25 protein-coding genes are annotated in these 23,313 nt (G+C 61.8%); 14 read left to right on the top strand and 11 right to left on the bottom strand.

Annotated features, from left to right (window positions below):
* Nucleotides 1-74 precede the first annotated feature (74 nt).
* The 4 genes from moaC (at nucleotide 75) to AC19YX_RS20545 (ending at nucleotide 2,253) form a co-directional block, all read left to right on the top strand.
* Complete coding sequence (moaC, locus tag AC19YX_RS20560) at nucleotides 75-548, top strand: cyclic pyranopterin monophosphate synthase MoaC (protein ID WP_201129565.1); 474 nt, start codon at nucleotides 75-77, stop codon at nucleotides 546-548.
* Nucleotides 545-787, top strand: a complete 243-nt coding sequence (moaD, locus tag AC19YX_RS20555; RefSeq protein WP_500606877.1) for a molybdopterin converting factor subunit 1 — start codon at nucleotides 545-547, stop codon at nucleotides 785-787. Before moaC ends, moaD begins: the two co-directional genes overlap by 4 nt.
* A 1-nt stretch (nucleotide 788) precedes the next feature.
* Complete coding sequence (moaE, locus tag AC19YX_RS20550; protein WP_500606876.1) at nucleotides 789-1,241, top strand: molybdopterin synthase catalytic subunit MoaE; 453 nt, start codon at nucleotides 789-791, stop codon at nucleotides 1,239-1,241.
* Between the two features lie 235 nt (nucleotides 1,242-1,476).
* On the top strand, nucleotides 1,477-2,253 hold the full coding sequence (locus tag AC19YX_RS20545; RefSeq protein WP_020298410.1) for an ABC transporter substrate-binding protein: 777 nt from the start codon (nucleotides 1,477-1,479) through the stop codon (nucleotides 2,251-2,253).
* Between the two features lie 48 nt (nucleotides 2,254-2,301).
* Here AC19YX_RS20545 and AC19YX_RS20540 read toward each other — a convergent pair whose 3' ends face one another.
* The 5 genes from AC19YX_RS20540 to AC19YX_RS20520 all read right to left on the bottom strand — a co-directional run bounded on the left by AC19YX_RS20540 (nucleotide 2,302) and on the right by AC19YX_RS20520 (nucleotide 7,555).
* Complete coding sequence (locus AC19YX_RS20540; RefSeq protein ID WP_078469929.1) at nucleotides 2,302-2,928, bottom strand: helix-turn-helix transcriptional regulator; 627 nt, start codon at nucleotides 2,926-2,928, stop codon at nucleotides 2,302-2,304.
* A gap of 89 nt (nucleotides 2,929-3,017) precedes the next feature.
* The gene (locus AC19YX_RS20535; protein ID WP_500606875.1) at nucleotides 3,018-4,145 is read right to left on the bottom strand and encodes an NAD(P)/FAD-dependent oxidoreductase; all 1,128 of its coding nucleotides are present in this window, start codon (nucleotides 4,143-4,145) and stop codon (nucleotides 3,018-3,020) included.
* Nucleotides 4,146-4,186: 41 nt separating this feature from the next.
* On the bottom strand, nucleotides 4,187-5,164 hold the full coding sequence (locus AC19YX_RS20530; RefSeq protein WP_500606874.1) for an ornithine cyclodeaminase family protein: 978 nt from the start codon (nucleotides 5,162-5,164) through the stop codon (nucleotides 4,187-4,189).
* A gap of 144 nt (nucleotides 5,165-5,308) precedes the next feature.
* The gene (gene rhlB / locus AC19YX_RS20525) at nucleotides 5,309-6,802 is read right to left on the bottom strand and encodes an ATP-dependent RNA helicase RhlB (RefSeq protein WP_078469932.1); all 1,494 of its coding nucleotides are present in this window, start codon (nucleotides 6,800-6,802) and stop codon (nucleotides 5,309-5,311) included.
* Between the two features lie 96 nt (nucleotides 6,803-6,898).
* Entirely contained in the window at nucleotides 6,899-7,555 is a 657-nt protein-coding gene (locus AC19YX_RS20520) for an alpha/beta hydrolase (protein WP_500606873.1), read from the bottom strand.
* Nucleotides 7,556-8,024: 469 nt separating this feature from the next.
* On the opposite strand from AC19YX_RS20520, the gene AC19YX_RS20515 reads away from it, so the two are divergent.
* The 4 genes from AC19YX_RS20515 to AC19YX_RS20500 all read left to right on the top strand — a co-directional run bounded on the left by AC19YX_RS20515 (nucleotide 8,025) and on the right by AC19YX_RS20500 (nucleotide 12,183).
* Nucleotides 8,025-9,053 (top strand): amino acid ABC transporter substrate-binding protein, encoded by a 1,029-nt coding sequence (locus tag AC19YX_RS20515; protein WP_020298417.1) that lies wholly within the window; start codon nucleotides 8,025-8,027, stop codon nucleotides 9,051-9,053.
* A 65-nt stretch (nucleotides 9,054-9,118) separates the two neighbouring features.
* Nucleotides 9,119-10,300: an amino acid ABC transporter permease gene (locus AC19YX_RS20510; RefSeq protein ID WP_078469934.1), complete on the top strand. Its 1,182-nt coding sequence runs from the start codon at nucleotides 9,119-9,121 to the stop codon at nucleotides 10,298-10,300.
* A 10-nt stretch (nucleotides 10,301-10,310) separates the two neighbouring features.
* Nucleotides 10,311-11,408: an amino acid ABC transporter permease gene (locus AC19YX_RS20505; RefSeq protein WP_078469935.1), complete on the top strand. Its 1,098-nt coding sequence runs from the start codon at nucleotides 10,311-10,313 to the stop codon at nucleotides 11,406-11,408.
* Between the two features lie 10 nt (nucleotides 11,409-11,418).
* A complete protein-coding gene (locus AC19YX_RS20500; protein ID WP_003171943.1) occupies nucleotides 11,419-12,183 on the top strand; it encodes an amino acid ABC transporter ATP-binding protein in 765 nt (254 codons plus the stop codon).
* Nucleotides 12,184-12,242: 59 nt separating this feature from the next.
* Here AC19YX_RS20500 and AC19YX_RS20495 read toward each other — a convergent pair whose 3' ends face one another.
* The gene (locus AC19YX_RS20495; RefSeq protein WP_500606872.1) at nucleotides 12,243-12,725 is read right to left on the bottom strand and encodes a type II toxin-antitoxin system MqsA family antitoxin; all 483 of its coding nucleotides are present in this window, start codon (nucleotides 12,723-12,725) and stop codon (nucleotides 12,243-12,245) included.
* The gene (locus AC19YX_RS20490; RefSeq protein WP_078469937.1) at nucleotides 12,722-13,033 is read right to left on the bottom strand and encodes a type II toxin-antitoxin system MqsR family toxin; all 312 of its coding nucleotides are present in this window, start codon (nucleotides 13,031-13,033) and stop codon (nucleotides 12,722-12,724) included. Before AC19YX_RS20490 ends, AC19YX_RS20495 begins: the two co-directional genes overlap by 4 nt.
* Before the next feature lie 166 nt (nucleotides 13,034-13,199).
* On the opposite strand from AC19YX_RS20490, the gene AC19YX_RS20485 reads away from it, so the two are divergent.
* The 5 genes from AC19YX_RS20485 to AC19YX_RS20465 all read left to right on the top strand — a co-directional run bounded on the left by AC19YX_RS20485 (nucleotide 13,200) and on the right by AC19YX_RS20465 (nucleotide 17,132).
* Nucleotides 13,200-13,859, top strand: coding sequence for a FadR/GntR family transcriptional regulator (locus tag AC19YX_RS20485; protein ID WP_500606871.1), 660 nt, complete (start codon nucleotides 13,200-13,202; stop codon nucleotides 13,857-13,859).
* Nucleotides 13,849-15,165: a CynX/NimT family MFS transporter gene (locus AC19YX_RS20480; protein ID WP_078469939.1), complete on the top strand. Its 1,317-nt coding sequence runs from the start codon at nucleotides 13,849-13,851 to the stop codon at nucleotides 15,163-15,165. Before AC19YX_RS20485 ends, AC19YX_RS20480 begins: the two co-directional genes overlap by 11 nt.
* A gap of 99 nt (nucleotides 15,166-15,264) precedes the next feature.
* Entirely contained in the window at nucleotides 15,265-15,735 is a 471-nt protein-coding gene (locus AC19YX_RS20475; RefSeq protein WP_078469940.1) for a nuclear transport factor 2 family protein, read from the top strand.
* 53 nt (nucleotides 15,736-15,788) lie between these two features.
* Nucleotides 15,789-16,109, top strand: coding sequence for a GIY-YIG nuclease family protein (locus AC19YX_RS20470; protein WP_500606870.1), 321 nt, complete (start codon nucleotides 15,789-15,791; stop codon nucleotides 16,107-16,109).
* Between the two features lie 87 nt (nucleotides 16,110-16,196).
* Nucleotides 16,197-17,132: a glutathione S-transferase family protein gene (locus AC19YX_RS20465; protein ID WP_421547995.1), complete on the top strand. Its 936-nt coding sequence runs from the start codon at nucleotides 16,197-16,199 to the stop codon at nucleotides 17,130-17,132.
* 24 nt (nucleotides 17,133-17,156) lie between these two features.
* On the opposite strand, the gene AC19YX_RS20460 is transcribed toward AC19YX_RS20465, so the two are convergent.
* Nucleotides 17,157-17,507, bottom strand: a complete 351-nt coding sequence (locus AC19YX_RS20460) for a glutaredoxin family protein (RefSeq protein WP_500606869.1) — start codon at nucleotides 17,505-17,507, stop codon at nucleotides 17,157-17,159.
* Nucleotides 17,507-18,511: a nucleoid-associated protein YejK gene (gene yejK, locus AC19YX_RS20455; RefSeq protein WP_500606868.1), complete on the bottom strand. Its 1,005-nt coding sequence runs from the start codon at nucleotides 18,509-18,511 to the stop codon at nucleotides 17,507-17,509. Before yejK ends, AC19YX_RS20460 begins: the two co-directional genes overlap by 1 nt.
* A 395-nt stretch (nucleotides 18,512-18,906) precedes the next feature.
* Here yejK and AC19YX_RS20450 point away from each other — a divergent pair, with 395 nt between their 5' ends.
* Nucleotides 18,907-19,188 (top strand): HU family DNA-binding protein, encoded by a 282-nt coding sequence (locus AC19YX_RS20450; protein ID WP_003440137.1) that lies wholly within the window; start codon nucleotides 18,907-18,909, stop codon nucleotides 19,186-19,188.
* A 63-nt stretch (nucleotides 19,189-19,251) separates the two neighbouring features.
* Here AC19YX_RS20450 and rlmF read toward each other — a convergent pair whose 3' ends face one another.
* Both rlmF and AC19YX_RS20440 read right to left on the bottom strand, forming a co-directional pair.
* Nucleotides 19,252-20,274, bottom strand: a complete 1,023-nt coding sequence (gene rlmF / locus AC19YX_RS20445; RefSeq protein WP_500606867.1) for a 23S rRNA (adenine(1618)-N(6))-methyltransferase RlmF — start codon at nucleotides 20,272-20,274, stop codon at nucleotides 19,252-19,254.
* A 129-nt stretch (nucleotides 20,275-20,403) separates the two neighbouring features.
* A complete protein-coding gene (locus AC19YX_RS20440; protein ID WP_500606866.1) occupies nucleotides 20,404-23,250 on the bottom strand; it encodes a valine--tRNA ligase in 2,847 nt (948 codons plus the stop codon).
* Between the last annotated feature and the right edge of the window lie 63 nt (nucleotides 23,251-23,313).

The raw sequence follows: 23,313 nt of genomic DNA, 5'->3' as shown, positions 1-23,313 counted from the left end.
GAAAGGGCGCTAAGGCGCGTGCGAAAAATTGACCCAGGGGTTTACAATCGCCGCTCCTGATCAGGAGTAAGGCTGTGCTGACTCATCTCGATTCCCAAGGTCGCGCCAATATGGTCGACGTCACCGAAAAAGCCGTGACCTCCCGTGAAGCCGTGGCCGAAGCGCGGGTGCGCATGCTCCCGCAAACCCTGGACATGATCGTCAGCGGCGGCCACCCCAAGGGGGATGTGTTTGCCGTGGCCCGAATCGCCGGGATCCAGGCGGCGAAGAAAACCAGTGATCTGATCCCGCTGTGTCATCCGTTGATGCTCACCAGCGTCAAGGTCGAGCTCACTGCCGAAGGCGACGACACCGTGCACATCGTCGCCCGCTGCAAGCTTGCCGGGCAGACCGGGGTCGAGATGGAAGCCCTGACCGCCGCCAGCATCGCCGCCTTGACGATCTACGACATGTGCAAGGCCGTAGACCGAGGCATGACCATCGAAAGCGTGCGCCTGCTGGAAAAACTCGGCGGCAAGAGCGGCCATTACCAGGCGCCAACGCCATGAAGCTGAACGTGAAGTTTTTCGCCCGTTACCGCGAAGCGCTGGGGATGGATGGCTTGCTGCTGGAGGGTGAGTTCGCCACGGTGGAGGAGGTGCGGCGCTTGCTGGTGGAGCGTCATGGCGCCGAGGTCCTGGCCGAGCCAAACCTGATGTGTGCGCGCAACGAGGAGCTGTGCCAGCTTGACGAGCCCCTCAGCGATGGCGACGAAGTGGCATTCTTTCCAACCGTGACCGGGGGCTGAGATGGCGATTCGCGTGCAGTCCGCCGCCTTTGACCCGGGCACTGAGGTCAATGCGCTGCATGCCGCCAACGTCGGCGTCGGCGCGGTGGTCAGCTTTGTCGGCTATGTGCGCGACTTCAATGACGGCCTGGAAGTGGCGGGGATGTTTCTCGAGCATTACCCGGGCATGACCGAAAAGGCCCTGGCCAAAATTGTCGCTGAAGCCGAGCAGCGTTGGCCGCTACTCAAGCTGGAGGTGCTGCACCGCATCGGCGAGTTGTTGCCTGGCGAGCCGATCGTGTTCGTCGGCGTCGCCAGTGCCCATCGCCAGGCGGCGTTCGAGGCCTGCGCGTTTGTCATGGATTACCTGAAAACCCGCGCGCCGTTCTGGAAGAAAGAAAACACCCGCGACGGGCCGCGCTGGGTGCAAGGGCGCGACAGCGATCACGCGGCGGCGGATCGCTGGAAGCCCTGATCCTCAGATAAGCGTTAATCCCTTCCCCCGTGGCGCCGGCTTGCCGGCGCCTGCGTCATTCCTGGCTTGCTGAACGTTCCCTGCGCTTGATGGCGCGACGCAACTGCGCGCGCTCCATTGACGATAAATACATAAAAGTCCAGTATGGAATTATAAGTACAAAAAAGCGGTTACCCCTGCGTTGCTCTTTTCTTCTGTCTTGCCAAACCTACAACAAACCCGCGAGAGAACGATCATGAAGAAACTCCCCCTTATCAGTGGCCTGGTGCTGAGCTTGCTGGCGTGCAGCAGTCTGTTCGCCGCCGACAAAACCCTGCGCATCGGTATCGAAGCCGCCTACCCACCGTTCGCTTTCAAGACCTCCGAAGGCAAGATCGAAGGCTTCGACTACGACATCGGCAATGCGCTGTGCGCGCAGATGCAGGTCAAGTGCGAGTGGATCGAGGGTGAGTTCGACGGCCTGATTCCCTCGCTGAAAGTGAAGAAAATCGACTTCGCGCTGTCGTCCATGACCATCACTGAAGAGCGCAAGAAGTCGGTGGATTTCACCCACAAGTACTACTTCACCTCCTCGCGCCTGGTGATGAAGCAGGGCGCAGTGGTGGATGACCAGTACGCCAGCCTCAAGGGCAAGACCGTTGGCGTGCAGCGGGCCACCACCACCGACCGCTACGCCACCGAGGTGTTCGAGCCCAAGGGCATCAAGGTCATGCGCTACAGCAACAATGAAGAGATCTACATGGACCTGGCGTCCGGTCGCCTGGACGCGGTGTTTGCCGACACCATCCCCTTGAGCGATTTCCTGGCGATGCCGCGCGGCGCGGGTTATGCCTTTGTCGGCCCCGAGCTCAAGGACCCGAAATACGTCGGCGAAGGCGCCGGGATCGCGGTGCGCAAGGGCAACACTGAGCTGGTTGGCGAGCTGAACAAGGCCATCGACGGTATCCGCGCCAACGGCGAATACCAGAAGATCCAGGCCAAGTACTTCAAGTCGGACATCTACGGCGATTGATCGGCGACGTCACCCGGGCTTCTTGAGCGGAGCCCGGGTGACACAGGTTCAGCCCTTCAATTCCTTCAGGTGCTTGTACACCGTGGCGCGGCCCATGCTCAGCACGTTGGCCACGTAGTTGGAGGCGCTTTTGCCCTTGAAGGCGCCCTCGGCGTGCAATGCCAGCACCAGCTCCCGCTTGTGCTCGCGGGTCAGCAGGTTCAGCCCCAGCTGGCGTTCGCGCAGCCAGTTGTGGAGGAAGGTGTTGATCCGTTCCTGCCAGTCATCGCGAAACAGCGAGTCGGGCTGCGGGATCAGTTTGTTCGGCGAGAGAAACAGGTCCAGCGCCGCCTTGGCGTTTTCAAACAGGGAAATATTCAGGTTGATGCACAGCACGGCCAACGGATGGCCCTGGCTGTCGCGCAGCACACTGCTCAGGCTGCGAATCTTCTGACCATCCCAATTGAGTTTTTCGTACGGCCCAATATTACGTTCGCTGACCTCCTCGCTGAGCATGTCCTCCAGCGCGGCGTCGTCGCCCACTTCACGCTTGGAAATGTTGTTGGCGATGTAGTCGATCTTTTGCGTGCGCAGGTCGTGGATCACCACCTCGGCATGGGGGAAAAACAGCGTGGCGATGGCATCGGCGATCGCCCGGAAGTTGTCCAGGGCAGGGTCCTGCACAGGTGTGGTCATGGGTCGTACTCCAGGCGGTGTCAGCGCCCTGGCATCCAGGGCGCTGGGAGTTTGCCGCAATCCCAGGGGCGCGTCACCTGAGCCGGGCTTCAGCCCAGGCGTGCAGGGGAGAGCATGGCGGCCTCCAGGCCAAAGCGTGTCAGTGGTTCGGGCAGGGGCAGGCCACGTACCAGTGCGGCGCTGGCCTGGCCCATGGCCGGTGAGGTCTGGATGCCGTAACCGCCCTGGCCGGCGACCCAGAACAGCCCCGGAACCTTTGGGTCGAACCCCGAGAGCAGGTCACCGTCACTGACGAAACTGCGCAAGCCGGCCCAGGTGCGGGTCGGGCGGCGGATGCTCAAGGTGGTGGCTTCTTCGATCTGGTAGATGCCCATGGCGATATCGAGTTCTTCGGGCTGCACGTCATGGGGTTCGACGGGGTCGGCGTTGGCCGGCGAGCCGAGGAACATCCCGGCATCGGGCTTCATGTAGAACGACTCATCCAGGCTCACCAGCATCGGCCAATGGTGGATATCCAGGCCTTCGGGTGCGGCGAAGATAAAGGCTGCGCGGCGCTTGGGTTGCAGCCCCAGGCGCCGGGCGCCGGCCATGGCGCCGATCTGGTCGGCCCAGGCGCCGGCGGCGTTGATGATGATGGGCGCGCTGAAGGTCTGGTTGGCGGTCGTCACGTGCCACAGTCCCTGGTCGTCACGCGCCAGGGACAGCACTTCGCAGTCGGTATGCAGCTCGCCCTGGTTGCGCCGGATACCGCGCAGGTAGCCCTGGTGCAGGGCGTCGGTGTCGATATCGCTGGCGCTGGGGTCATACAGCGCGCCGTGGACTTTTTCCCGACGCAGGATCGGCAGGCGCGCGCAGGCCTGGTCGGCGCTGAGCAGTTGCATCTCCGGCACCGAGGCCTTGGCGCTCAGGTACTGATTGTTCAACTCTTGCGGGTCGCCGTTGAAGTCCACGGTCATCTCCCCGCGCGGCGTCAGCAGCGGGTGTTCGCAGAAACCGGCGGGCGGCGCGTCGAAGAACGCGCGGCTGGCCAGGGTCAGGGCCCGCACCTGGGCGGTGCCATAGGCCGCGGTATACAGGGCCGCCGAGCGCCCAGTGGAGTGGTAGGCCGGGTGCGACTCGCGCTCGAGCACCACGACCCGGCCATGGCCTGACAGCCAGTAGCCGGTGGATGCCCCGGCGATGCCGCCGCCAATGATGATGAAGTCTGCCTGAGGCATGGGTGTCTCCGGAAAAGTCTGGGTAGGGCCGGGTGCCGCGCTTATCGGGCGGGCGCTGGCGCTGCGTCAGCCTTGAGCTGCAAGCGGTACAGCGCATTTGCCAGGGCGATGTCCTCCAGGCCCAGGCCGATGGAGCGGAAAAACACCGAGCCGGTGGCGTTCGGGCGCGGGGCCTGGCCGCTGAGCAACTCGCCCAGGTCGCCGACAATCGCCTCCTTGTGCCAGCCGTGCTGCTGGCTGGCGATCAGCATTTCGCCCGCGGCGTCCGGTGTGGTCTGGCGGTAGTCGCAATACACCTGCATCTGGCCCAGGCTTTGCGGCGGCACCTCGTGGGCCCGTGGCGCATTGGTGCTGATGGAAGTGATCAACGCCGGACGGCTCAGTTGCGCTGGGTCGATGACCGGCCCGGCGGACGAGGTGCAGAGCATGATCACATCCGCGTCGGCCAGGGCCTGTTCACGGCTGCTGGTAATTTGTAGCCGCGGGTCCAGAGCCTGGAGCCGAGCCTGTTGTTCTGCGCTGGCGCTGGCGAGACTCGGCGAGTACAGGCGGATGTTCTGCCATGGCCGCAGGCCTTTGGCGTAATGCAGGTGGGCCATGGCCACGGGACCGCTGCCGATGATGCACAGCTGGCGGGCGTCGACAGGCGCCAGGGCGTCCACCGCCACGGCCGTGGTGGCGGCGGTGCGGGCGGTGGTCAGTTCGCCGGCATCGCACAGCAACAGCGGCTGGCCGCTGTCCATGGACATCAGCAGGGTCCAGGCGGTGACCAGCGGGCCTTCGGCGCGAACGATATAGGGCGAGGTCTTGACCCCATACACCCGATCATCGGACAGCACCCCCAGGTAGTTGATGAAGTCGCCGGCCCCCTGGGGGAATTCCACCAACTGCTGCGCCGGTTGCACCGCACGCCCGGCGGCCAGGTCGATAAACAGTTTGCGCAGGATCTGCGGCACATCGACCTGGGCCAGCAGTTCGCGGGCTTGGGGTTGGGCAATCACATAAGGCGTGCTGGACATGCGGGGGCTCCCACGGCAGTGGATATAAACTAATTTGTCTATTATGGACTTTTAGTTTTGTTCGGCAATCGCCAGGCGAAAAAAAACGCAGCCTGGTGGGGCTGCGTTTTCTTCAGGGCAGAGGCTTCGGGCGCTGCCCGTGCCTCAGGTCGCTTGCGGGCGTTTGCGCTCCACGGGGCGCAGCAGCTCGGTGGGCGGTGTTTCGCAGCTGATCTTGCGCCCCAGCAGGGCTTCGATCGATGGCAGCTGATAGGAGTCGTCCTCACCGGCGAAGCTGATGGACACACCGTTGGCCCCGGCCCGGCCGGTACGCCCGATGCGGTGCACGTAGTCGTCCGGTACTTCCGGCAGGGTGAAGTTGATCACGTGGCTGATGCCGTCGATGTGGATCCCGCGACCTGCCACATCGGTGGCCACCAGCACGCGGATCTTGCCTTCACGGAAACCTTCCAGGGTCTTGATGCGCTTGTGCTGCGGTACATCGCCCGACAGTTGGGCGGCATTCACGCCATCGCGTACCAGGCGTTCCTCGATGCGCCGGACTTCGTCCTTGCGGTTGGCGAAGACCATGACCCGCTCCCAACCGTTGTCGGTGACCAGGTTGTAGAGCAGTTTGTATTTGTCGGCGCCGGCCACGGCATAAATGTGCTGTTCGACGTTTTCGCTGGCCACGTTCTCGGATTCGATCTCGACGATGGCCGGGTCGGTGGTCCATTGCTTGGCCAGGTTCATCACGTCTTCGGTGAAGGTCGCGGAGAACAGCAGGGTCTGACGTTCATTTTTCGGCGGAGTCTGGCGAATGATCTGCCGTACCTGGGGGATAAAGCCCATGTCGAGCATGCGGTCGGCTTCGTCCAGCACCATCACTTCGACCATGTCCAGGTGCACGTCGCCGCGTTGGTTGAAGTCCAGCAGGCGGCCCGGGGTGGCGACCAGGATGTCGCAGTGGCGGGCTTCGAGGTGCTTGAGCTGCTTATCGAAGTCCATGCCGCCGACGAAAGTCATCACGTTCAGGCCGGTGTATTTGGTCAGGCTGGCGGCGTCCTTGGCGATCTGGACCACCAGCTCGCGGGTCGGCGCAATGATCAGTGCCCGTGGCTCGCCCATGTAGCGCTCTTTCGGCGGCGGGGTCTGCAACAGCTGGGTGATGATCGAGATCAGGAACGCGGCGGTCTTGCCGGTGCCGGTCTGGGCCCGGCCGATGGCGTCCTGGCCATTGATGGTGAAGCCCATGACCTGCGCCTGGATCGGCGTGCAGTAAGGAAAACCCAGGTCATGAATGGCATGCATCAGCTCGGGGGCGAGCTTGAAGTCGTGGAAGCGGGTCTTGCCTTCCTGGGGCTCGACGACGAAGTCTTCGAGTTTCCAGGTGCTGACGGCCGGCTTTGGCGCGCGCTCACGACGAGGTTGTTCGGCCTTGGGCTTTTCGCTGCGGGCGGGAGTCGATGGGGCTGCAACAGCAGGGGCGGCGGGTGTGGTCACCGGCTCTTTTTGGCTTGCGGTAGCTGGCGCGGTCCGGCCCGATTGACGGCCTTCATGATGGCTGCTGGGGCTGGGGGAGGGGACGCTGGAGCTTGGCGCGAGCTGCTCAGCCTCGCTTTTACCGAAGATTTTCTTGAGTGCTTTGAGCACGGTCATCTCATCAATTGGTTAAGGAATGTACGCCGGGCAGTGTAATGCAAGAATCGGGCGCGGCGTAGTGTGTTGGGTCTCGGACTACAGGAAGTTTCGTTTTTAGCGTAAACGCTCGCTCAACCAGACGCCGATGTCGCGAATTTCTTCGGGTAACACCTCATGGCCCATTGGGTATTCCTGCCATGTCACGGTGACACCATGCTGTTTCAAATACTCATAAGCGGTCCGCCCCATGGCGTTCTGCACCACTTCATCGTATTGCCCATGCAGCGACAGCACCGGAATCCGCTGTTGGCTGGCCGAAAGTTGCAGTTCGTCGCTGAAGGTCGGGGCGTAGGTCGAGAGGGCAAGTACGCCGCCCAAGGGGCCCTGCCACTCCAGGAAGGCCGTGTGCAGCACCACCGCACCACCCTGGGAGAAACCGGCGAGGAAAATCCGCGAGGCGTCTATTCCGCCAGCCCGTTGCTGTTCGATGAGCTCGATAAGCTGTTTTGCCGACTGATCGAGCTGGTCGCGGTCGATCGCGCGGGCCGGGTTCATGGCCAGGATGTCGTACCAGCTGGGCATGGCATAACCGCCGTTGATGGTCACGGCGCGGGTCGGTGCCTGGGGCAGCACGAAGCGTGTGGTCAGCAGGGTTTCCTGCAGGACTTCGGCCACCGGGAGGAAGTCATAGCGATCTGCCCCCAAGCCATGGAGCCAGATAACACAGGCGTCGACGGGCTTGCTGGGCTGAAGAATCAAGGGTTCGGTCATGGTTGCTCCATTGTTGTGCATGCGCGCTGAATAGGTGCGTGGTCAAGGTGCGCAGCAAGTTGATCTGTGAAGAAGATGTCGCAAGGTTGAACGTTTTGCTATTGACCATTGGCTGAAACGCTTAAGCGCTGAATATGGTACGGGCTTTGCTAACAGGGATATCGAAGTGATTGCACTTACCCCCGGCGGTAACACTATCAGGCTGCCGCTGGCTGGGGCATAGCAAAAATCCGGTGATGGACGTTCGCCACTGGCCGCTACGGGCTTCGCGAACATGAAAGGGCTACAGCCCGTTCGGCCGATTGGTGAGATGTGGGGGCTCCGTTACGGGGATTTATCCTACTAGACTCATAGCGAAGGTCTTACGCCGCTTGACCCTAAAAAAAAGCCAGCACAGGGTCAACAGCGCCTCATAAGGGTGCGGCAGGACTCAAGCTCCGACACAACAAGAGCAAAACTGGAGGTTTGAATGAAGATGTTGAAATCCACCCTGGCCGTCGTCACGGCAGCCGCGGTACTGGGTATGAGCGGCTTCGCGCAGGCGGGTGCGACCCTTGATGCAGTGCAGAAAAAAGGCTTTGTGCAATGCGGTGTGAGCGACGGTCTGCCGGGCTTCTCGGTACCGGACGCCACCGGCAAGATCCTGGGCATCGACGCTGACGTGTGCCGGGCTGTTGCGGCCGCCGTGTTTGGCGACGCGACCAAGGTCAAATTCAGCCAGTTGAACGCCAAGGAGCGCTTCACCGCGCTGCAATCGGGCGAAATCGACGTGCTGTCGCGCAACACCACCTGGACCAGCTCCCGCGATTCGGGCATGGGCCTGGTGTTTGCCGGCGTGACTTACTACGACGGCATCGGCTTCCTGGTGAACAATAAGCTGGGCGTCAAAAGCGCCAAGGAACTGGACGGTGCAACCATCTGCATCCAAGCCGGTACCACTACCGAGCTGAACGTTTCCGACTACTTCCGTGGCAACGGCCTGAAATACACCCCGATCACCTTCGACACTTCCGATGAAAGCGCCAAGTCGCTGGAATCCGGTCGTTGCGACGTGCTGACTTCCGACAAATCCCAGCTGTACGCACAACGCAGCAAGCTGGCGACCCCGACCGACTACGTCGTTCTGCCGGAAACCATTTCCAAGGAGCCCCTGGGCCCGGTCGTGCGTAAAGGCGACGAAGAATGGTTCAGCATCGTCAAATGGACCCTGTTCGCCATGCTCAATGCCGAAGAGGCCGGCGTGACTTCGAAAAACGTCGAAGCCGAAGCCAAGTCCACCAAGAACCCCGATGTTGCACGTCTGCTGGGTGCGGACGGTGAATACGGCAAAGACCTGAAACTGCCGAAGGACTGGGTAGTACAGATCGTCAAGCAAGTAGGTAACTACGGTGAAGTGTTCGAGAAAAACCTCGGCAAGAGCACACCACTGGCCATCGACCGCGGCCTGAACGCGCTGTGGAACAACGGCGGCATCCAATACGCACCACCAGTGCGCTGATGGTTCTATCACCCGGTGGGCCAACCACCGGGTGATGTTCTGTTCCATTATTTCTGGGGCACTTCATGCAAAATTCAATCGGCGCACCAAAGCAGAGGCTCAGTCTCAGCGATCCACGAGTGCGTGCGTGGTTATTCCAGATCATCACCATTGTGGCGGTGGTCTCGCTGGGCTGGTTTCTGTTCAACAACACCCAAACCAACCTCCAGCACCGGGGCATTACCTCGGGTTTCGACTTTCTCGAGCGCAGCGCCGGTTTCGGCATCGCGCAGCATTTGATCGACTACACCGAATCGGACAGCTATGCCCGGGTGTTCGTCATCGGCTTGCTCAACACCCTGCTGGTGACCTTTATCGGGGTGATCCTGGCGACCATTCTCGGCTTTATCGTCGGCGTGGCGCGTCTGTCGCAGAACTGGATCATCAGCAAGCTGGCCACGGTGTATGTGGAAGTATTCCGCAACATCCCGCCGTTGCTGCAGATTCTGTTCTGGTACTTCGCGGTGTTCCTGACCATGCCGGGGCCGCGCAACAGCCACAACTTCGGTGACACCTTCTTTGTCAGCAGCCGTGGCCTGAACATGCCGGCCGCCCAGGCGGCGGACGGGTTCTGGCCATTCGTGGTGAGCGTGGTACTGGCCATCGTCGCCATTGTGCTGATGTGCCGCTGGGCCAATAAGCGCTTCGAGGCCACCGGCGTGCCGTTCCACAAGTTCTGGACCGGCCTGGCGTTGATCCTGGTGATCCCTGGGTTGTGCGCGCTGATCTTCGGCGCGCCGCTGCACTGGGAATTGCCAAAGCTGCAAGGCTTCAACTTCGTCGGTGGCTGGGTGCTGATCCCGGAACTGTTGGCCCTGACCTTGGCCCTGACCGTCTACACCGCGGCGTTTATCGCCGAGATCGTGCGTTCCGGGATCAAGTCGGTCAGCCACGGCCAGACCGAGGCGGCGCGCTCCCTGGGGCTGCGCAACGGCCCAACGCTGCGCAAGGTGATCATTCCGCAAGCGCTGCGGGTGATCATTCCGCCGCTGACCAGCCAATACCTGAACCTGGCGAAGAACTCCTCGCTGGCAGCCGGTATCGGTTATCCGGAAATGGTCTCGTTGTTTGCCGGCACGGTGCTCAACCAGACCGGGCAGGCGATTGAAGTCATTGCCATCACCATGAGCGTGTACCTGGCGATCAGTATCAGCATTTCCCTGCTGATGAACTGGTACAACAAGCGCATTGCGCTGATCGAGCGGTGAGGAAACGCGCATGACAACTCATACATTCAAACCTGACATGCCCCCTCCGAGCAGCAGTATTGGGGTGGTGGCGTGGATGCGCGCCAACATGTTCTCCAGCTGGCTCAATACCCTGCTGACCCTGTTTGCGTTCTACCTGATTTACCTGGTGGTGCCGCCGATCCTGCATTGGGCGATTCTCGATGCCAACTGGGTCGGCACCACGCGTGCCGACTGCACCAAGGAGGGCGCCTGCTGGGTCTTCATTCAGCAGCGCTTCGGCCAGTTCATGTACGGCTACTACCCGCAGGACCTGCGCTGGCGTGTGGACCTGACTGTGTGGCTGGCGGTGGTGGGCGTGGCGCCGCTGTTCGTCTCGCGCTTCCCGCGCAAGGCGATCTACGGCCTGAGCTTTCTGGTGCTGTACCCGATCGTTGCCTACTTCCTGCTGCATGGCGGCATCTTCGGCATGACCAACGTGGCAACCAGCCAATGGGGCGGCCTGATGCTGACCCTGGTCATCGCCACCGTCGGTATTGCCGGGGCCTTGCCGTTGGGCATCGTGCTGGCGCTGGGGCGGCGCTCGAACATGCCGGCGATTCGTGTGGTCTGCGTGACCTTCATCGAGTTCTGGCGTGGCGTACCGCTGATTACCGTGCTGTTCATGTCGTCGGTGATGCTGCCGCTGTTCCTGCCTGAAGGCATGAACTTCGACAAACTGCTGCGGGCCTTGATCGGCGTGATCCTGTTCCAGTCGGCCTACGTGGCGGAAGTGGTACGGGGCGGTCTGCAAGCGATTCCCAAAGGTCAATACGAAGCGGCGGCGGCCATGGGCCTCGGGTACTGGCGCAGCATGGGCCTGGTGATTCTGCCGCAAGCCCTGAAGCTGGTGATCCCCGGCATCGTCAACACCTTCATTGCCCTGTTCAAGGACACCAGCCTGGTGATCATCATCGGCCTGTTCGACCTGCTCAACAGCGTCAAACAAGCCGCCGCCGACCCGAAATGGCTGGGCATGGCCACTGAAGGCTATGTGTTCGCGGCCCTGGTGTTCTGGATTTTCTGTTTTGGTATGTCCCGCTACTCCATGCATTTGGAACGTAAGCTGGACACTGGCCACAAGCGTTAGGAGTTTTTTCATGAGTGAAGCGATCAAACAGCCTGTGAGCCCTGAAGGCATTATCCAGATGCAGGGCGTGAACAAGTGGTACGGCCAGTTCCACGTGTTGAAAGACATCAACCTCAACGTCAAACAGGGCGAGCGTATCGTCCTGTGCGGGCCTTCGGGCTCGGGCAAGTCCACCACCATCCGCTGCCTCAACCGCCTGGAAGAACACCAGCAGGGCCGCATCGTGGTCGATGGCGTGGAGCTGACCAATGACCTCAAGCAGATCGAAGCGATCCGCCGTGAAGTGGGCATGGTGTTCCAGCACTTCAACCTGTTCCCGCACCTGACCATCCTGCAGAACTGCACCCTGGCGCCGATGTGGGTGCGCAAGATGCCCAAGCGCAAGGCCGAGGAAATTGCCATGCACTACCTGGAGCGCGTACGCATTCCAGAGCAGGCGCACAAATTCCCGGGGCAACTCTCCGGCGGTCAGCAGCAGCGTGTGGCGATTGCCCGCGCCTTGTGCATGAAACCGAAAATCATGCTGTTCGATGAACCGACTTCAGCCCTCGACCCCGAGATGGTGAAAGAGGTGCTGGACACCATGATCGGCCTCGCCGAAGACGGCATGACCATGCTCTGCGTGACCCACGAAATGGGCTTTGCCCGGACCGTGGCCAACCGGGTGATCTTCATGGACAAGGGTGAAATCGTCGAACAGGCCGCGCCGAACGACTTCTTCGACAATCCGCAAAACGATCGCACCAAGCTGTTCCTGAGCCAGATCCTGCATTGATCGAGCCCGGTGTCTGACGATAAACCCGGCCTGGCGCCGGGTTTATTTTTGCCTGGGGTTCAACTGGCCAAGGTGGTTTCGTACGGCGGATGGCGTGCGAGCAGCAGTTGCTGCAGGTCGCCGGCCTCGCTCAATTCGCGGGCATCCGCCAGCAGGTGAGGGTGGCGATCGAGCAGGCGCATCAGCATCAGCAGTGGCTGGGGCGGCGCGACTTCACCCCGTTCATAGCGGGAGAAGGCATTGTGTCCACCGCCGGAAAGCAGCTGCACGGCCTCCTTTTGCGAGAGGTGCAGTTTGCGGCGCATGCGTTTCATCTCGGCGGCGATCAATTGCCGGCAGTCCTCGATCAGTTGATCGCCGGCGGCGGCGTAGCGATCTGCACTGTCAGCGTCGAATTCGACTTCGGCACAGACCTGGCATTCCCAGCCTGCCAGGTCATGCACCGGGCGGGTCAGGTGCTTGTAGTCGATGATTTCGCTGCGATGGCTGAACGGCTTCATCTCATCGGGGGAGCCGCAACTCATGCATTGCTGTCGGTTCATGTGTTTCTCTCCTTGAAGGAGATCACCGGAGCGCTACCGCCTGGGCGGTACGTCACTTTGATGTAGATCTCCAGGCCCTGGTGTGTTGCGTGGTAGACGTCCTGCCAGAGTTGATGGTCGGCGTAGCTGGTCATGGATTTGTCGAGCATGGCGGGCTTCAGGGTGCAGACGATGCGCTGCATGTGCCCAAGGCTCAGGCCGAGCCTTCGACCGCCCTCCAGGGCGGATCGGGTGAAGGCTCTGGCGCCGAGCCGCAAAACCTCGGCCTTGACCACTGACAGGTGGTAATGCGCTGTGTGCTTTTCCATAAGACACCTTGCATTGCGTGATTGGAAATTACCCTCAAAGGGTTTTTTAAGCAATCGGATTTTTCCCAGATTGCCTGCTCCGTAACCCTAACCTTTTGCCTTCTCAGATGAAGCTGACTAACATGTCAGAAAATTCGTCCGATGATTGGATGAAAGGCTGAGGTTTATGTCAGATATTTCCCCGTTGGTGAAACGCTCCCTGGTTGACCAGGCTTTGGAGCAACTGCGCCTGCGCATCAATCATGGCGCCTGGAGCGTTGGTCAGCGCTTGCCTACCGAGCCGGAACTGGCTGCCGAACTGGGCATCAGCCGCAATACCGTGCGTGAAGCCATGCGCGTGCTGGCGTTTTCCGGGCTGATCGAGATCCGCCAGGGCGATGGCAGTTACCTGCGTGCCCTGGCCGACCCTCTGGACACCCTCAAGGCGCTGTCCGGCTGCACCCAGGAGCAGGCTCGGGAGACGCGGCAGATTCTCGAGGTCGAGGCCATTGGCCTGGCCGCGCTGCGCCGCACCGATGAGGACCTCAGGGCCCTGCGCGAAGCGCTCGCGGTCAGCGGTGCGCATTATCACGGCGACCTGGACCGTTACATCGCCTGCGACCTGCTGTTCCACGGGTTGCTGGTGGATGCCGCGCACAACCCGACCCTGAGCGAGCTGTACCGCTACTTCTCCAGCGTGGTCGGTGCCCAGCTGCGCAAGACCCTGAATATTTCTCCACGGCGTCAGCAGGTTTTCGACCTGCATGTGCAACTGCTCGATGCGGTGGAACAGCGTGACCCGGAGCGGGCCAAAGCCCTTTCCCGGCAGTTGATCAATGAACCTTGATACCGAGAAGCCCATGTCCAGTCACCAGGCCGACAACGCCACGCCATCCCCCAGCCGGCGTACGCCGGAACTTGAAGAACTGCTGATCGACGCCGAGGCCGATGACGAGCAGGTCCAGCACAGCCACCCGGTGCTGCGCCGCCCTTGGCTTTTGTTGCTGGGCTTGATCCTGGTGGCGTTGAACCTGCGTCCGGCGCTATCGAGCATGGCGCCGCTGCTCAGCGACGTTTCTAAAAGCCTCGGCCTGTCAGCGGCCCAGGCCGGGTTACTGACCACCTTGCCGGTGCTCTGCCTGGGCCTGTTCGCGCCCCTGGCACCGCTGCTGGCGCGGCGTTTCGGGGCCGAGCGGGTGGTGCTGGGGATTCTGCTGACCCTGGCGGGCGGGATTATCCTGCGCAGCAGCCTTGGCGAGTTCGGCCTGTTTGCCGGCAGCCTGCTGGCCGGCGCCAGCATCGGCGTGATCGGCGTCCTGTTGCCGGGAATCGTCAAGCGCGATTTTGCCAAGCACGCCGGCACCATGACTGGGGTCTACACCATGGCGCTGTGCCTGGGCGCGGCCATGGCGGCCGGGGCCACGGTGCCGCTCAGCCATCATTTCAGTGACAGCTGGGCCATGGGCCTGGGGTTCTGGGTGCTGCCGGCGCTGGTGGCGGCAGTGTTCTGGCTGCCCCAGGTCGGCAAGAAGCAGGGCGCGCATCATGCGGCCTACCGCGTGCGCGGTCTGTTGCGGGACCCCCTGGCTTGGCAGGTGACCCTCTACATGGGCCTGCAATCATCCCTGGCCTACATCGTTTTTGGCTGGTTGCCGTCGATTCTGATTGGTCGTGGCCTGACCCCGACCCAGGCTGGGCTGGTGTTGTCCGGTTCGGTGATCGTGCAACTGGCCAGCTCCCTGGCGGCGCCCTGGCTGGCGACCCGTGGTAAGGACCAGCGCCTGGCGATCGTGATTGTCATGCTGCTGACCCTGGGCGGCCTGTTCGGTTGCCTGTATGCGCCGATCGACGGGCTGTGGGGCTGGGCGATCCTGCTCGGGCTGGGGCAGGGAGGGACGTTCAGCCTGGCCCTGACCCTGATTGTGCTGCGTTCTCGCGACGCTCATGTGGCGGCCAACCTGTCGGGCATGGCCCAGGGCATCGGTTACACCCTGGCCTCGATGGGGCCATTCGCAGTCGGTCTGGTGCACGACTGGACCGGCGGCTGGACGGCCCTGGGCTGGATCTTCGGGGTGATCGGCCTGGGGGCCATCGCTGCCGGCCTGGGTGCCGGCCGCTCGCTGTTTGTGCAGGTCGAAAGCGAAAAAATCTGACCCGCACCACTCTCGGTATTCCCGCCACGAATGCCGATAGTGTTCTGCGCGTGGGCAGATTATTGTGCGCATCATATTTTGATCGTTCGGAGCCTGCCCATGAGTGATGCCCACAGCGCCTTGATTACCACCTTCTATCAAGCGTTCCAGCGCCTGGATGCCGAGGCCATGGCTGCCTGCTATACCGACGATGTGCTGTTCAGCGACCCGGCCTTCGGCGAGTTGCGCGGGCGCGATGCCGGCGACATGTGGCGCCTGCTCACGACCCGGGCCAAGGACTTTTCCCTGACGTTCGACAACGTCCGCGCCGATGAGCGCACCGGCGGCGCGCACTGGGTCGCGACTTACCTGTTCAGCCAGACCGGCAACATCGTGGTCAACGATATCCAGGCGCGCTTCGTGTTTCGTGACGGCAAGATCTGCGAGCACCACGATCACTTCGACCTGTGGCGTTGGGCGCGGCAGGCGTTGGGCACCAAGGGCCTGCTGCTGGGCTGGACGCCGCTGGTCAAAAACGCAGTGCGCGGCCAGGCCCTGAAAGGCTTGAAGGCGTTCCAGGCCGGTCGTTGAGGCGCGTCCTCTGCTAAGATCGCGGCTTGTTATCCACAAGCCCTGATCGTCACGTGAGCACCCCCAGCCCAATCCCCTGCGCCGAACCCGAACCTGCCGTCGTGGCCAGCAAACCCTGGTTTGTGTACCTGGTCAGGGCGGCCAACGGTTCGTTGTACTGCGGCATCAGCGACGACCCGCACAAGCGCTTTGCCAAGCATCAGAGCGGCAAGGGCGCGCGCTTCTTCCTTTCCAGCCCAGCGGTGGCCCTGGTGTACACCGAAGTCTGCCGCGACAAGAGTGATGCGTTGCGCCAGGAGCGGCTGATCAAAAAGCTTCGAAAAAGCGCCAAGGAATGCCTGGTGGCCTCGGCCGGCCCGGGCTTATCACCCTGATTGATAAGTTCCCATCAGGCGCATCTGTAGGCCGTCGGGGATTTGCGCGCTAAGCTGCATTCCCCTTCTTATCCGGCGGACTGCAGCATGTCAGAGTTGATTCTCCATCATTACCCGACTTCTCCTTTTGCGGAAAAAGCGCGCCTGCTGCTGGGCTTCAAGGGCCTGTCCTGGCGCTCGGTGAAGATTTCCCCGGTGATGCCAAAACCTGATCTGACGGCGCTGACCGGTGGTTATCGCAAGACGCCGGTGTTGCAGGTGGGGGCCGATATCTATTGCGACACCGCCCTGATCGCCCGTCGCCTGGAGCAGGAGAAGGCCGCGCCGACGTTGTACCCCGAAGGCCAGGAACTGGTGGTTGCCGCGTTCGCCGCGTGGGCCGATTCGGTGGTGTTCCAGCATGCGGTGAGCCTGGTGTTCCAGCCGGAATCGGTCGCCGTGCGTTTTGGCAAGTTGTCGCCGGAAGCGATCAAGGCCTTTCTCGCAGACCGCGCCGGGCTGTTCAGTGGCGGCAGTGCCACCCGCGTCTCTGCTGAGCAGGCCAAGCATCAGTGGCCGACCCTCATGGCTCGCCTCGAGCAGCAACTGCAGCGCGAGCAGGGCGACTTTCTGTTCGGCGAGCCCTCGATTGCCGACTTCGCCCTGGCGCATCCGCTGTGGTTCCTCAAGGCGACGCCGGTCACTGCACCTCTGGTCGATGCCTACCCTGCGGTAAGCGCCTGGCACGCGCGGGTAATGGGCTTCGGCCATGGCGCCGCCAGCGACATGAGCGCCGAGGAAGCGCTGGAGGTAGCCCGCACGGCCACGCCGGCGGCGCTGCCGGCCGAGCCGTTCATCGACCCCAATGGCTTCAAGCCCGGGCAGCAGGTGCTGATTGCGGCGACCGACTACGGCGTCGACCCGGTGCTGGGGGAGTTGTTGTTCGCGGGTAGCGAGGAACTGATCCTGCGTCGCGAAGACCCCCGTGGCGGTGTGGTGCATGTGCACTTTCCGCGCCTGGGCTTTCGCATCGAAGCCCAGTAATCGAGGGCAAATGGCGGCGCGCTGTTACTTCAGCGCCGCCATGATGGCCTCGGGGTCATAGGTGCGGATCAAGCTACCGTTGACATCCAGGATCGGAATGCCGCGCCCGCCCAGGGCCTCATAGGCACTGCGCGCCTGGGTGTCTTTTTCGATATCGAACTCGCGGTAGGCAATGCCCTTCTGATCGAGGAAGCGCCGGGTGGCCTTGCAGTAGCCGCACCAGTCAGTGGCATAGAGCACGACCCGGGCGTTGGCCCGGACCTGCTCCGATGCCATCCCCGACGGGTTGAACAGGCGTTCGATCTTGCCCCAGTTCTGATACAGGACTACCACCAGCAGGATCAGCAGTACCTTTTTCAGTACGCCGCCCACCATCAGTTACGCCGTTTGAGCTGATCGGTCAGTTGGGTCGGCAGGCCTTTGATGATCAGGGTCCCGGCCTCTTCGTCGTATTCGATCTTCGAGCCCAGCAGGTGGGCTTCAAAACTGATGGACAGGCCCTCGGCGCGCCCGGTGAAGCGGCGGAACTGATTGAGGGTGCGTTTATCGGCAGGGATTTCCGGCGACAGGCCGTAGTCCTTGTTGCGGATATGGTCGTAGAAAGCCTTGGGGCGGTCTTCGTCGATCAGCTCCGAGAGCTCTTCCAGGCCCATGGGTTCGCCGAGCTTGGCCTGGCTGCTGGCGTAGTCGACCAGGGTCTTGGTCTTTTCCCGGGCGTCTTCTTCGGGCAGGTCTTCGCTTTCGACGAAATCACTGAAGGCCTTGAGCAGGGTCCGGGTTTCGCCGGGGCCGTCGACGCCTTCCTGGCAGCCGATAAAGTCACGGAAGTATTCCGAGACCTTCTTGCCGTTCTTGCCCTTGATGAACGAGATGTACTGCTTGGACTGCTTGTTGTTCTGCCATTCGGAAATGTTGATCCGCGCGGCCAGGTGCAGTTGGCCCAGGTCCAGGTGGCGCGAGGGGGTCACGTCCAGCTGGTCGGTGACCGCCACGCCTTCGCTGTGGTGCAGCAGGGCGATCGCCAGGTAGTCGGTCATGCCTTGCTGATAATGAGCGAACAACACATGGCCGCCGACCGACAGGTTGGACTCTTCCATTAGCTTCTGCAGATGCTCGACCGCAACCCGGCTGAATGCGGTGAAGTCCTTGCTGCCATCGAGGTACTCCTTCAGCCAGCCGCTGAAGGGGTGCGCCCCGGATTCGGCATGGAACAGACCCCAGGCCTTGCCCTGTTTGGCGTTATAGCTTTCGTTGAGGTCGGCAAGCATGTTTTCGATCGCCGCGGACTCGGCCAGTTCGGAGTCGCGGGCGTGAAGAACTGCAGGGGTGCCGTCGGGTTTTTTGTCGATCAGGTGGACGATGCAATGACGGATCGGCATGGGCTTCTCGGCTGGTTGGCTGGGGGAGGGCGGGCTCCCCGAAAAAGTGCCCAGTGTACCGCACCTGCTGGTTTTGGCGGTGTTTGCCGGGACAGGAATGGCCAGACCCCGGGGCTTATGCAATTTTTTACGGATTTAGAGCAATAAAGCTGACCAAATGGCTAGGTAGAGGCGGATATTTCCCCGTCTCTGTGCTAGTTTTGCCCCGTCTTACGCGATGTATCAGCGTTAAGCGTGCATTCAGCATTTGTCAGGTCGAACCAAACCCTGATTTCGGTATCTATAACCCCGATCTGTCGTGGTTGTAACCGGGGTGCCAGATCCAAAAGATCTGGCTCGATGGCTGACACTGCACTCTGCAATCCAAATGAATTTGATAGGGAAGGAACACCACAATGGCTATTACTAAAGACCAACTGATCGCTGATATCGCTGAAGCTATCGACGCGCCGAAAACCACCGCGCGTAACGCACTGGACCAACTGGCCCAAATCGTTGCTGATCAATTGGAAAATGGCGGCGAAATCACTCTGCCAGGTATCGGCAAGCTGAAAGTGACCGAGCGTCCTGCCCGTACTGGCCGTAACCCATCGACTGGCGCTGCCATCGAAATCGCTGCCAAGAAAGTTATCAAGCTGGTCGTGGCTAAAGGCCTGACCGACGCTGTTAACAAGTAAGACGCAGCAAAAAAAACCGTGCTCCGGAGCGATCCGGGCACGGTTTTTTGTTGCCTGCAGCTTTTAGTCCTTGCGCACCCAGCGCTGGCGCCAGATCTGTTGTTCGCTCGGCGTCTGGAAGGTCCAGGCGACAAAGCGACTCTGCTTCTGCCCCTGGGACATCTCCACCACCTGGCTCTCCAGCACCCCGGCCTTCTTCAGCGCAGTCTGAATCGCCGGCAGGTTGGACGCTTTCGACACCAGGGTGCTGAACCACAGCACTTTGTGCTGGAAGTGTGCGCTCTCTGCGATCAACTGGGTCACAAACCGCGCCTCGCCACCTTCGCACCACAGTTCAGCCGATTGGCCGCCGAAGTTCAGCACTGGCAATTTGCGTTTCGGGTCGGCGCGGCCCAGTGCCCGCCATTTACGTTCGCTGCCTTTGGTCGCTTCATCCATGGAGGCATGGAAGGGCGGGTTGCACATGGTCAGGTCAAAGCGCTCGCCCGGCTCCAGGAGGCCCAGCAGAATGTGCTTGGGATTGCTTTGCTGGCGCAGTTGAATGGCCTTGCTCAGCCCGTTGGACTGCACGATCGCCTTGGCGGCGGCCACGGCTGTCGGGTCGATTTCCGAGCCGAGGAAGTGCCAGCGGTAGTCGCTGTAGCCGATCAGCGGGTAGACGCAGTTGGCGCCCATGCCGATGTCCAGCACCTTGACCGGCGCGCCACGGGGGATCACGCCTTCGTTGACGCTGGCCAGCAAGTCGGCGAGGAAGTGCACGTAGTCGGCACGCCCTGGCACCGGCGGGCACAGGTAATCGGCCGGGATATCCCAGTGCTTGATGCCGTAGAAGGCCTTGAGCAGCGCGCGGTTGAACACCCGTACCGCGTCGGGGCTGGCGAAGTCGATACTTTCCTTGCCGTACGGGTTGATGATCACGAACTGCGCCAGCTCCGGCGTGGTCTTGATCAGGGCCGGGAAGTCGTAGCGGCCCTGATGGCGGTTACGCGGGTGCAGGGTGGCCTCTTTCCGGGGCACGACGGCCTTGGCCGGGGTGGCGGGTTTTGGCTTCTTGCGCGGTGCTTTGAGTGTGCTGGGGGCGGTCATGGGCTGCGTCGATTCTGGGCTTGTTTCAAAAGTGGCGGCTATTGTCCCATATTCCTGGGCAAGCCCGGTCAAAAGTGGCCGCCCATAAAAAAAGAGACCGAAGGTCTCTTTTTTCACCCGGGTCCCACCTTACAGGCTGGAAATCCGTGCGTGCTGCTCAGCCAGCTTGCCCAGAGCCTGTTCGGCTTCGGCCAGTTTGGCGCGTTCCTTGTCGATGACTTCGGCCGGGGCCTTGTCGACGAACGAGGCATTGGACAGCTTGCCGCCGACCCGCTGCACTTCGCCTTGCAGGCGCTGGATTTCCTTGTCCAGGCGTGCCAGTTCGGCGCCCTTGTCGATCAGGCCCGCCATGGGCACCAGCACTTCCATCTCGCCGACCAGGGCGGTGGCGGACAGCGGTGCTTCTGCGCCTGCGGCCAATACGGTGATCGACTCCAGCTTCGCCAGCTTCTTGAGCAGCGCATCGTTCTCGGTGAGACGACGCTGATCTTCGGCGCTGGCATTTTTCACGAACACCGCGAGCGGCTTGCCTGGACCGATGTTCATTTCGGCGCGGATGTTGCGGGTGCCGAGCATCAGGTTCTTGAGCCACTCGATATCGCTTTCGGCGGCCTCGTCGATGCGTGCTTCATTGGCCACCGGCCAAGGCTGCAGCATGATGGTCTTGCCCGTGCTGCCGGCCAGCGGCGCGAGGCGCTGCCAGATTTCTTCGGTGATGAACGGCATGAACGGGTGAGCCAGGCGCAAGGCCACTTCCAGCACCCGCACCAGGGTGCGACGGGTGCCGCGCTGGCGTTCGACCGGCGCGTTCTCGTCCCACAGCACAGGCTTGGATAGCTCCAGGTACCAGTCGCAGTACTGGTTCCAGATGAACTCGTACAGCGCCTGGGCAGCCAGGTCGAAACGGAACTGGTCGAGCTGGCGAGTGACTTCGGTTTCGGTGCGTTGCAACTGCGAGATGATCCAGCGATCCGCCAGGGAGAGCTCGTAGGCCTCGCCGTTCTGGCCGCAGTCTTCACCTTTGTCCAGCACGTAGCGCGCGGCGTTCCAGATCTTGTTGCAGAAGTTGCGATAACCCTCGACGCGGCCCATGTCGAACTTGATGTCGCGACCGGTGGACGCCAGGGAGCAGAACGTGAAGCGCAGGGCGTCGGTGCCATAGCTGGCGATACCGTCGGCGAATTCGGCGCGGGTCTGCTTCTCGATGGACTTCTGCAGTTTTGGCTGCATCAGGCCGGTGGTGCGTTTCTGCACCAGGGCTTCGAGCTCGATGCCGTCGATGATGTCCAGCGGGTCCAGGACGTTGCCCTTGGACTTGGACATCTTCTGGCCCTGGCCATCGCGGACCAGGCCGTGGACGTACACGGTCTTGAATGGAACCTGCGGTGTGCCGTCCTCGTTTTTCACCAGGTGCATGGTGAGCATGATCATCCGGGCAACCCAGAAGAAAATGATGTCGAAACCGGTCACAAGCACGTCAGTCGGGTGGAAGGTCTTGAGGAAGTCGGTCTGCTCCGGCCAGCCCAGGGTGGAGAAGGTCCACAGGCCCGAACTGAACCAGGTGTCGAGCACGTCGTTGTCCTGCTGCAGGGCAACGTCCGGGCCGAGGTTGTGCTTGGCCCGTACTTCGGCTTCATCGCGGCCTACGTAGACCTTGCCCGACTCGTCGTACCAGGCCGGAATCCGGTGGCCCCACCACAGCTGGCGGCTGATGCACCAATCCTGGATGTCGCGCATCCAGGAGAAGTACATGTTTTCGTATTGTTTCGGCACGAAGGCGATGCGGCCGTCTTCCACTGCCGCGATGGCAGGTTCTGCCAGGGGCTTGGTGGAGACATACCACTGGTCGGTCAGCCACGGCTCGATGATGGTCCCGGAGCGGTCGCCCTTGGGCACCTTCAGGGCGTGATCATCGACGCTGACCAGCAGGCCGGCGGCGTCGAATGCGGCAACGATCTGCTTGCGCGCTTCGAAGCGGTCGAGGCCGGCGTACTCGGCCGGGATCTTGCCGTCGATGCTTTCGTTGAGCGTGCCATCCAGGTTGAACACCTGGCAGGCCGACAACACGGCAGCGTTCTTGTCGAAGATGTTGAGCAGCGGCAGGTTGTGGCGCTTGCCGACTTCGTAGTCGTTGAAGTCGTGGGCCGGGGTGATCTTCACGCAGCCGGTGCCGAATTCAGGGTCGCAGTAGTCGTCAGCGATGATCGGGATGCGACGACCTACCAGCGGCAGTTCGACGAACTTGCCGATCAGGGCCTTGTAGCGCTCATCTTCCGGGTTCACGGCCACGGCGGAGTCGCCGAGCATGGTTTCCGGACGGGTGGTGGCGACGATCAGGTAGTCCTGGCCTTCAGCGGTCTTGGCGCCGTCGGCCAGCGGGTACTTGAGGTTCCACAGGAAGCCTTTCTCGTCGTGGTTTTCCACTTCGAGGTCGGAAATCGCCGTGTGCAGCTTGGTGTCCCAGTTGACCAGGCGCTTGCCGCGGTAGATCAGGCCGTCTTCGTGCAGGCGTACGAAAGCTTCTTTGACTGCTTCCGAGAGGCCGTCGTCCATGGTGAAGCGCTCGCGGCTCCAGTCCACGGAGGAACCCAGGCGGCGGATCTGGCGGCTGATGTTGCCTCCGGACTGATCCTTCCACTCCCAGACTTTTTCCAGGAATTTCTCCCGGCCCAAGTCATGACGATTCTGGCCCTGGGCTTCGATCTGACGCTCTACCAGCATTTGCGTGGCGATACCGGCGTGGTCGGTACCCGGTTGCCACAGGGTGTTGCGACCCTGCATGCGGCGGAAGCGGATCAAGGCGTCCATGATCGCGTTGTTGAAGCCATGGCCCATGTGCAGGCTGCCAGTGACGTTCGGCGGCGGAATCATGATGGTGTAGGAGTCGCCCGCGCCTTGCGGGGCGAAGTAGTTCTCGGACTCCCAAGTCTGGTACCAGGAAGTTTCAATGGCGTGCGGCTGGTAGGTCTTATCCATGCGCGGCGGGACCCTATTGGCATTTATTCAGGAAAGCCGGCAAGTATAGCGGAGGCGCCCGCC

Source organism: Pseudomonas sp. MF09150 (assembly GCF_059862355.1).
The sequence above is the reverse complement of the archived record's forward strand: the minus strand, read 5'-3'. Positions and strand labels throughout refer to the sequence as shown.

Coding starts and splice junctions, on each gene's coding strand:
- AC19YX_RS20530 (WP_500606874.1), bottom strand. CDS start 5,164: ATGTCCAGCACGCCTTATGTGATTGCCCAACCCCAAGCCCGCGAACTG.
- AC19YX_RS20500 (WP_003171943.1), top strand. CDS start 11,419: ATGAGTGAAGCGATCAAACAGCCTGTGAGCCCTGAAGGCATTATCCAG.
- AC19YX_RS20480 (WP_078469939.1), top strand. CDS start 13,849: ATGAACCTTGATACCGAGAAGCCCATGTCCAGTCACCAGGCCGACAAC.
- AC19YX_RS20495 (WP_500606872.1), bottom strand. CDS start 12,725: ATGAACCGACAGCAATGCATGAGTTGCGGCTCCCCCGATGAGATGAAG.
- AC19YX_RS20490 (WP_078469937.1), bottom strand. CDS start 13,033: ATGGAAAAGCACACAGCGCATTACCACCTGTCAGTGGTCAAGGCCGAG.
- AC19YX_RS20515 (WP_020298417.1), top strand. CDS start 8,025: ATGAAGATGTTGAAATCCACCCTGGCCGTCGTCACGGCAGCCGCGGTA.
- AC19YX_RS20535 (WP_500606875.1), bottom strand. CDS start 4,145: ATGCCTCAGGCAGACTTCATCATCATTGGCGGCGGCATCGCCGGGGCA.
- AC19YX_RS20460 (WP_500606869.1), bottom strand. CDS start 17,507: ATGGTGGGCGGCGTACTGAAAAAGGTACTGCTGATCCTGCTGGTGGTA.
- AC19YX_RS20485 (WP_500606871.1), top strand. CDS start 13,200: ATGTCAGATATTTCCCCGTTGGTGAAACGCTCCCTGGTTGACCAGGCT.
- AC19YX_RS20505 (WP_078469935.1), top strand. CDS start 10,311: ATGACAACTCATACATTCAAACCTGACATGCCCCCTCCGAGCAGCAGT.
- AC19YX_RS20475 (WP_078469940.1), top strand. CDS start 15,265: ATGAGTGATGCCCACAGCGCCTTGATTACCACCTTCTATCAAGCGTTC.
- AC19YX_RS20540 (WP_078469929.1), bottom strand. CDS start 2,928: ATGACCACACCTGTGCAGGACCCTGCCCTGGACAACTTCCGGGCGATC.
- yejK (WP_500606868.1), bottom strand. CDS start 18,511: ATGCCGATCCGTCATTGCATCGTCCACCTGATCGACAAAAAACCCGAC.
- AC19YX_RS20545 (WP_020298410.1), top strand. CDS start 1,477: ATGAAGAAACTCCCCCTTATCAGTGGCCTGGTGCTGAGCTTGCTGGCG.
- moaD (WP_500606877.1), top strand. CDS start 545: ATGAAGCTGAACGTGAAGTTTTTCGCCCGTTACCGCGAAGCGCTGGGG.
- AC19YX_RS20450 (WP_003440137.1), top strand. CDS start 18,907: ATGGCTATTACTAAAGACCAACTGATCGCTGATATCGCTGAAGCTATC.
- rlmF (WP_500606867.1), bottom strand. CDS start 20,274: ATGACCGCCCCCAGCACACTCAAAGCACCGCGCAAGAAGCCAAAACCC.
- AC19YX_RS20510 (WP_078469934.1), top strand. CDS start 9,119: ATGCAAAATTCAATCGGCGCACCAAAGCAGAGGCTCAGTCTCAGCGAT.
- moaE (WP_500606876.1), top strand. CDS start 789: ATGGCGATTCGCGTGCAGTCCGCCGCCTTTGACCCGGGCACTGAGGTC.
- AC19YX_RS20465 (WP_421547995.1), top strand. CDS start 16,197: ATGTCAGAGTTGATTCTCCATCATTACCCGACTTCTCCTTTTGCGGAA.
- AC19YX_RS20520 (WP_500606873.1), bottom strand. CDS start 7,555: ATGACCGAACCCTTGATTCTTCAGCCCAGCAAGCCCGTCGACGCCTGT.
- AC19YX_RS20440 (WP_500606866.1), bottom strand. CDS start 23,250: ATGGATAAGACCTACCAGCCGCACGCCATTGAAACTTCCTGGTACCAG.
- rhlB (WP_078469932.1), bottom strand. CDS start 6,802: ATGACCGTGCTCAAAGCACTCAAGAAAATCTTCGGTAAAAGCGAGGCT.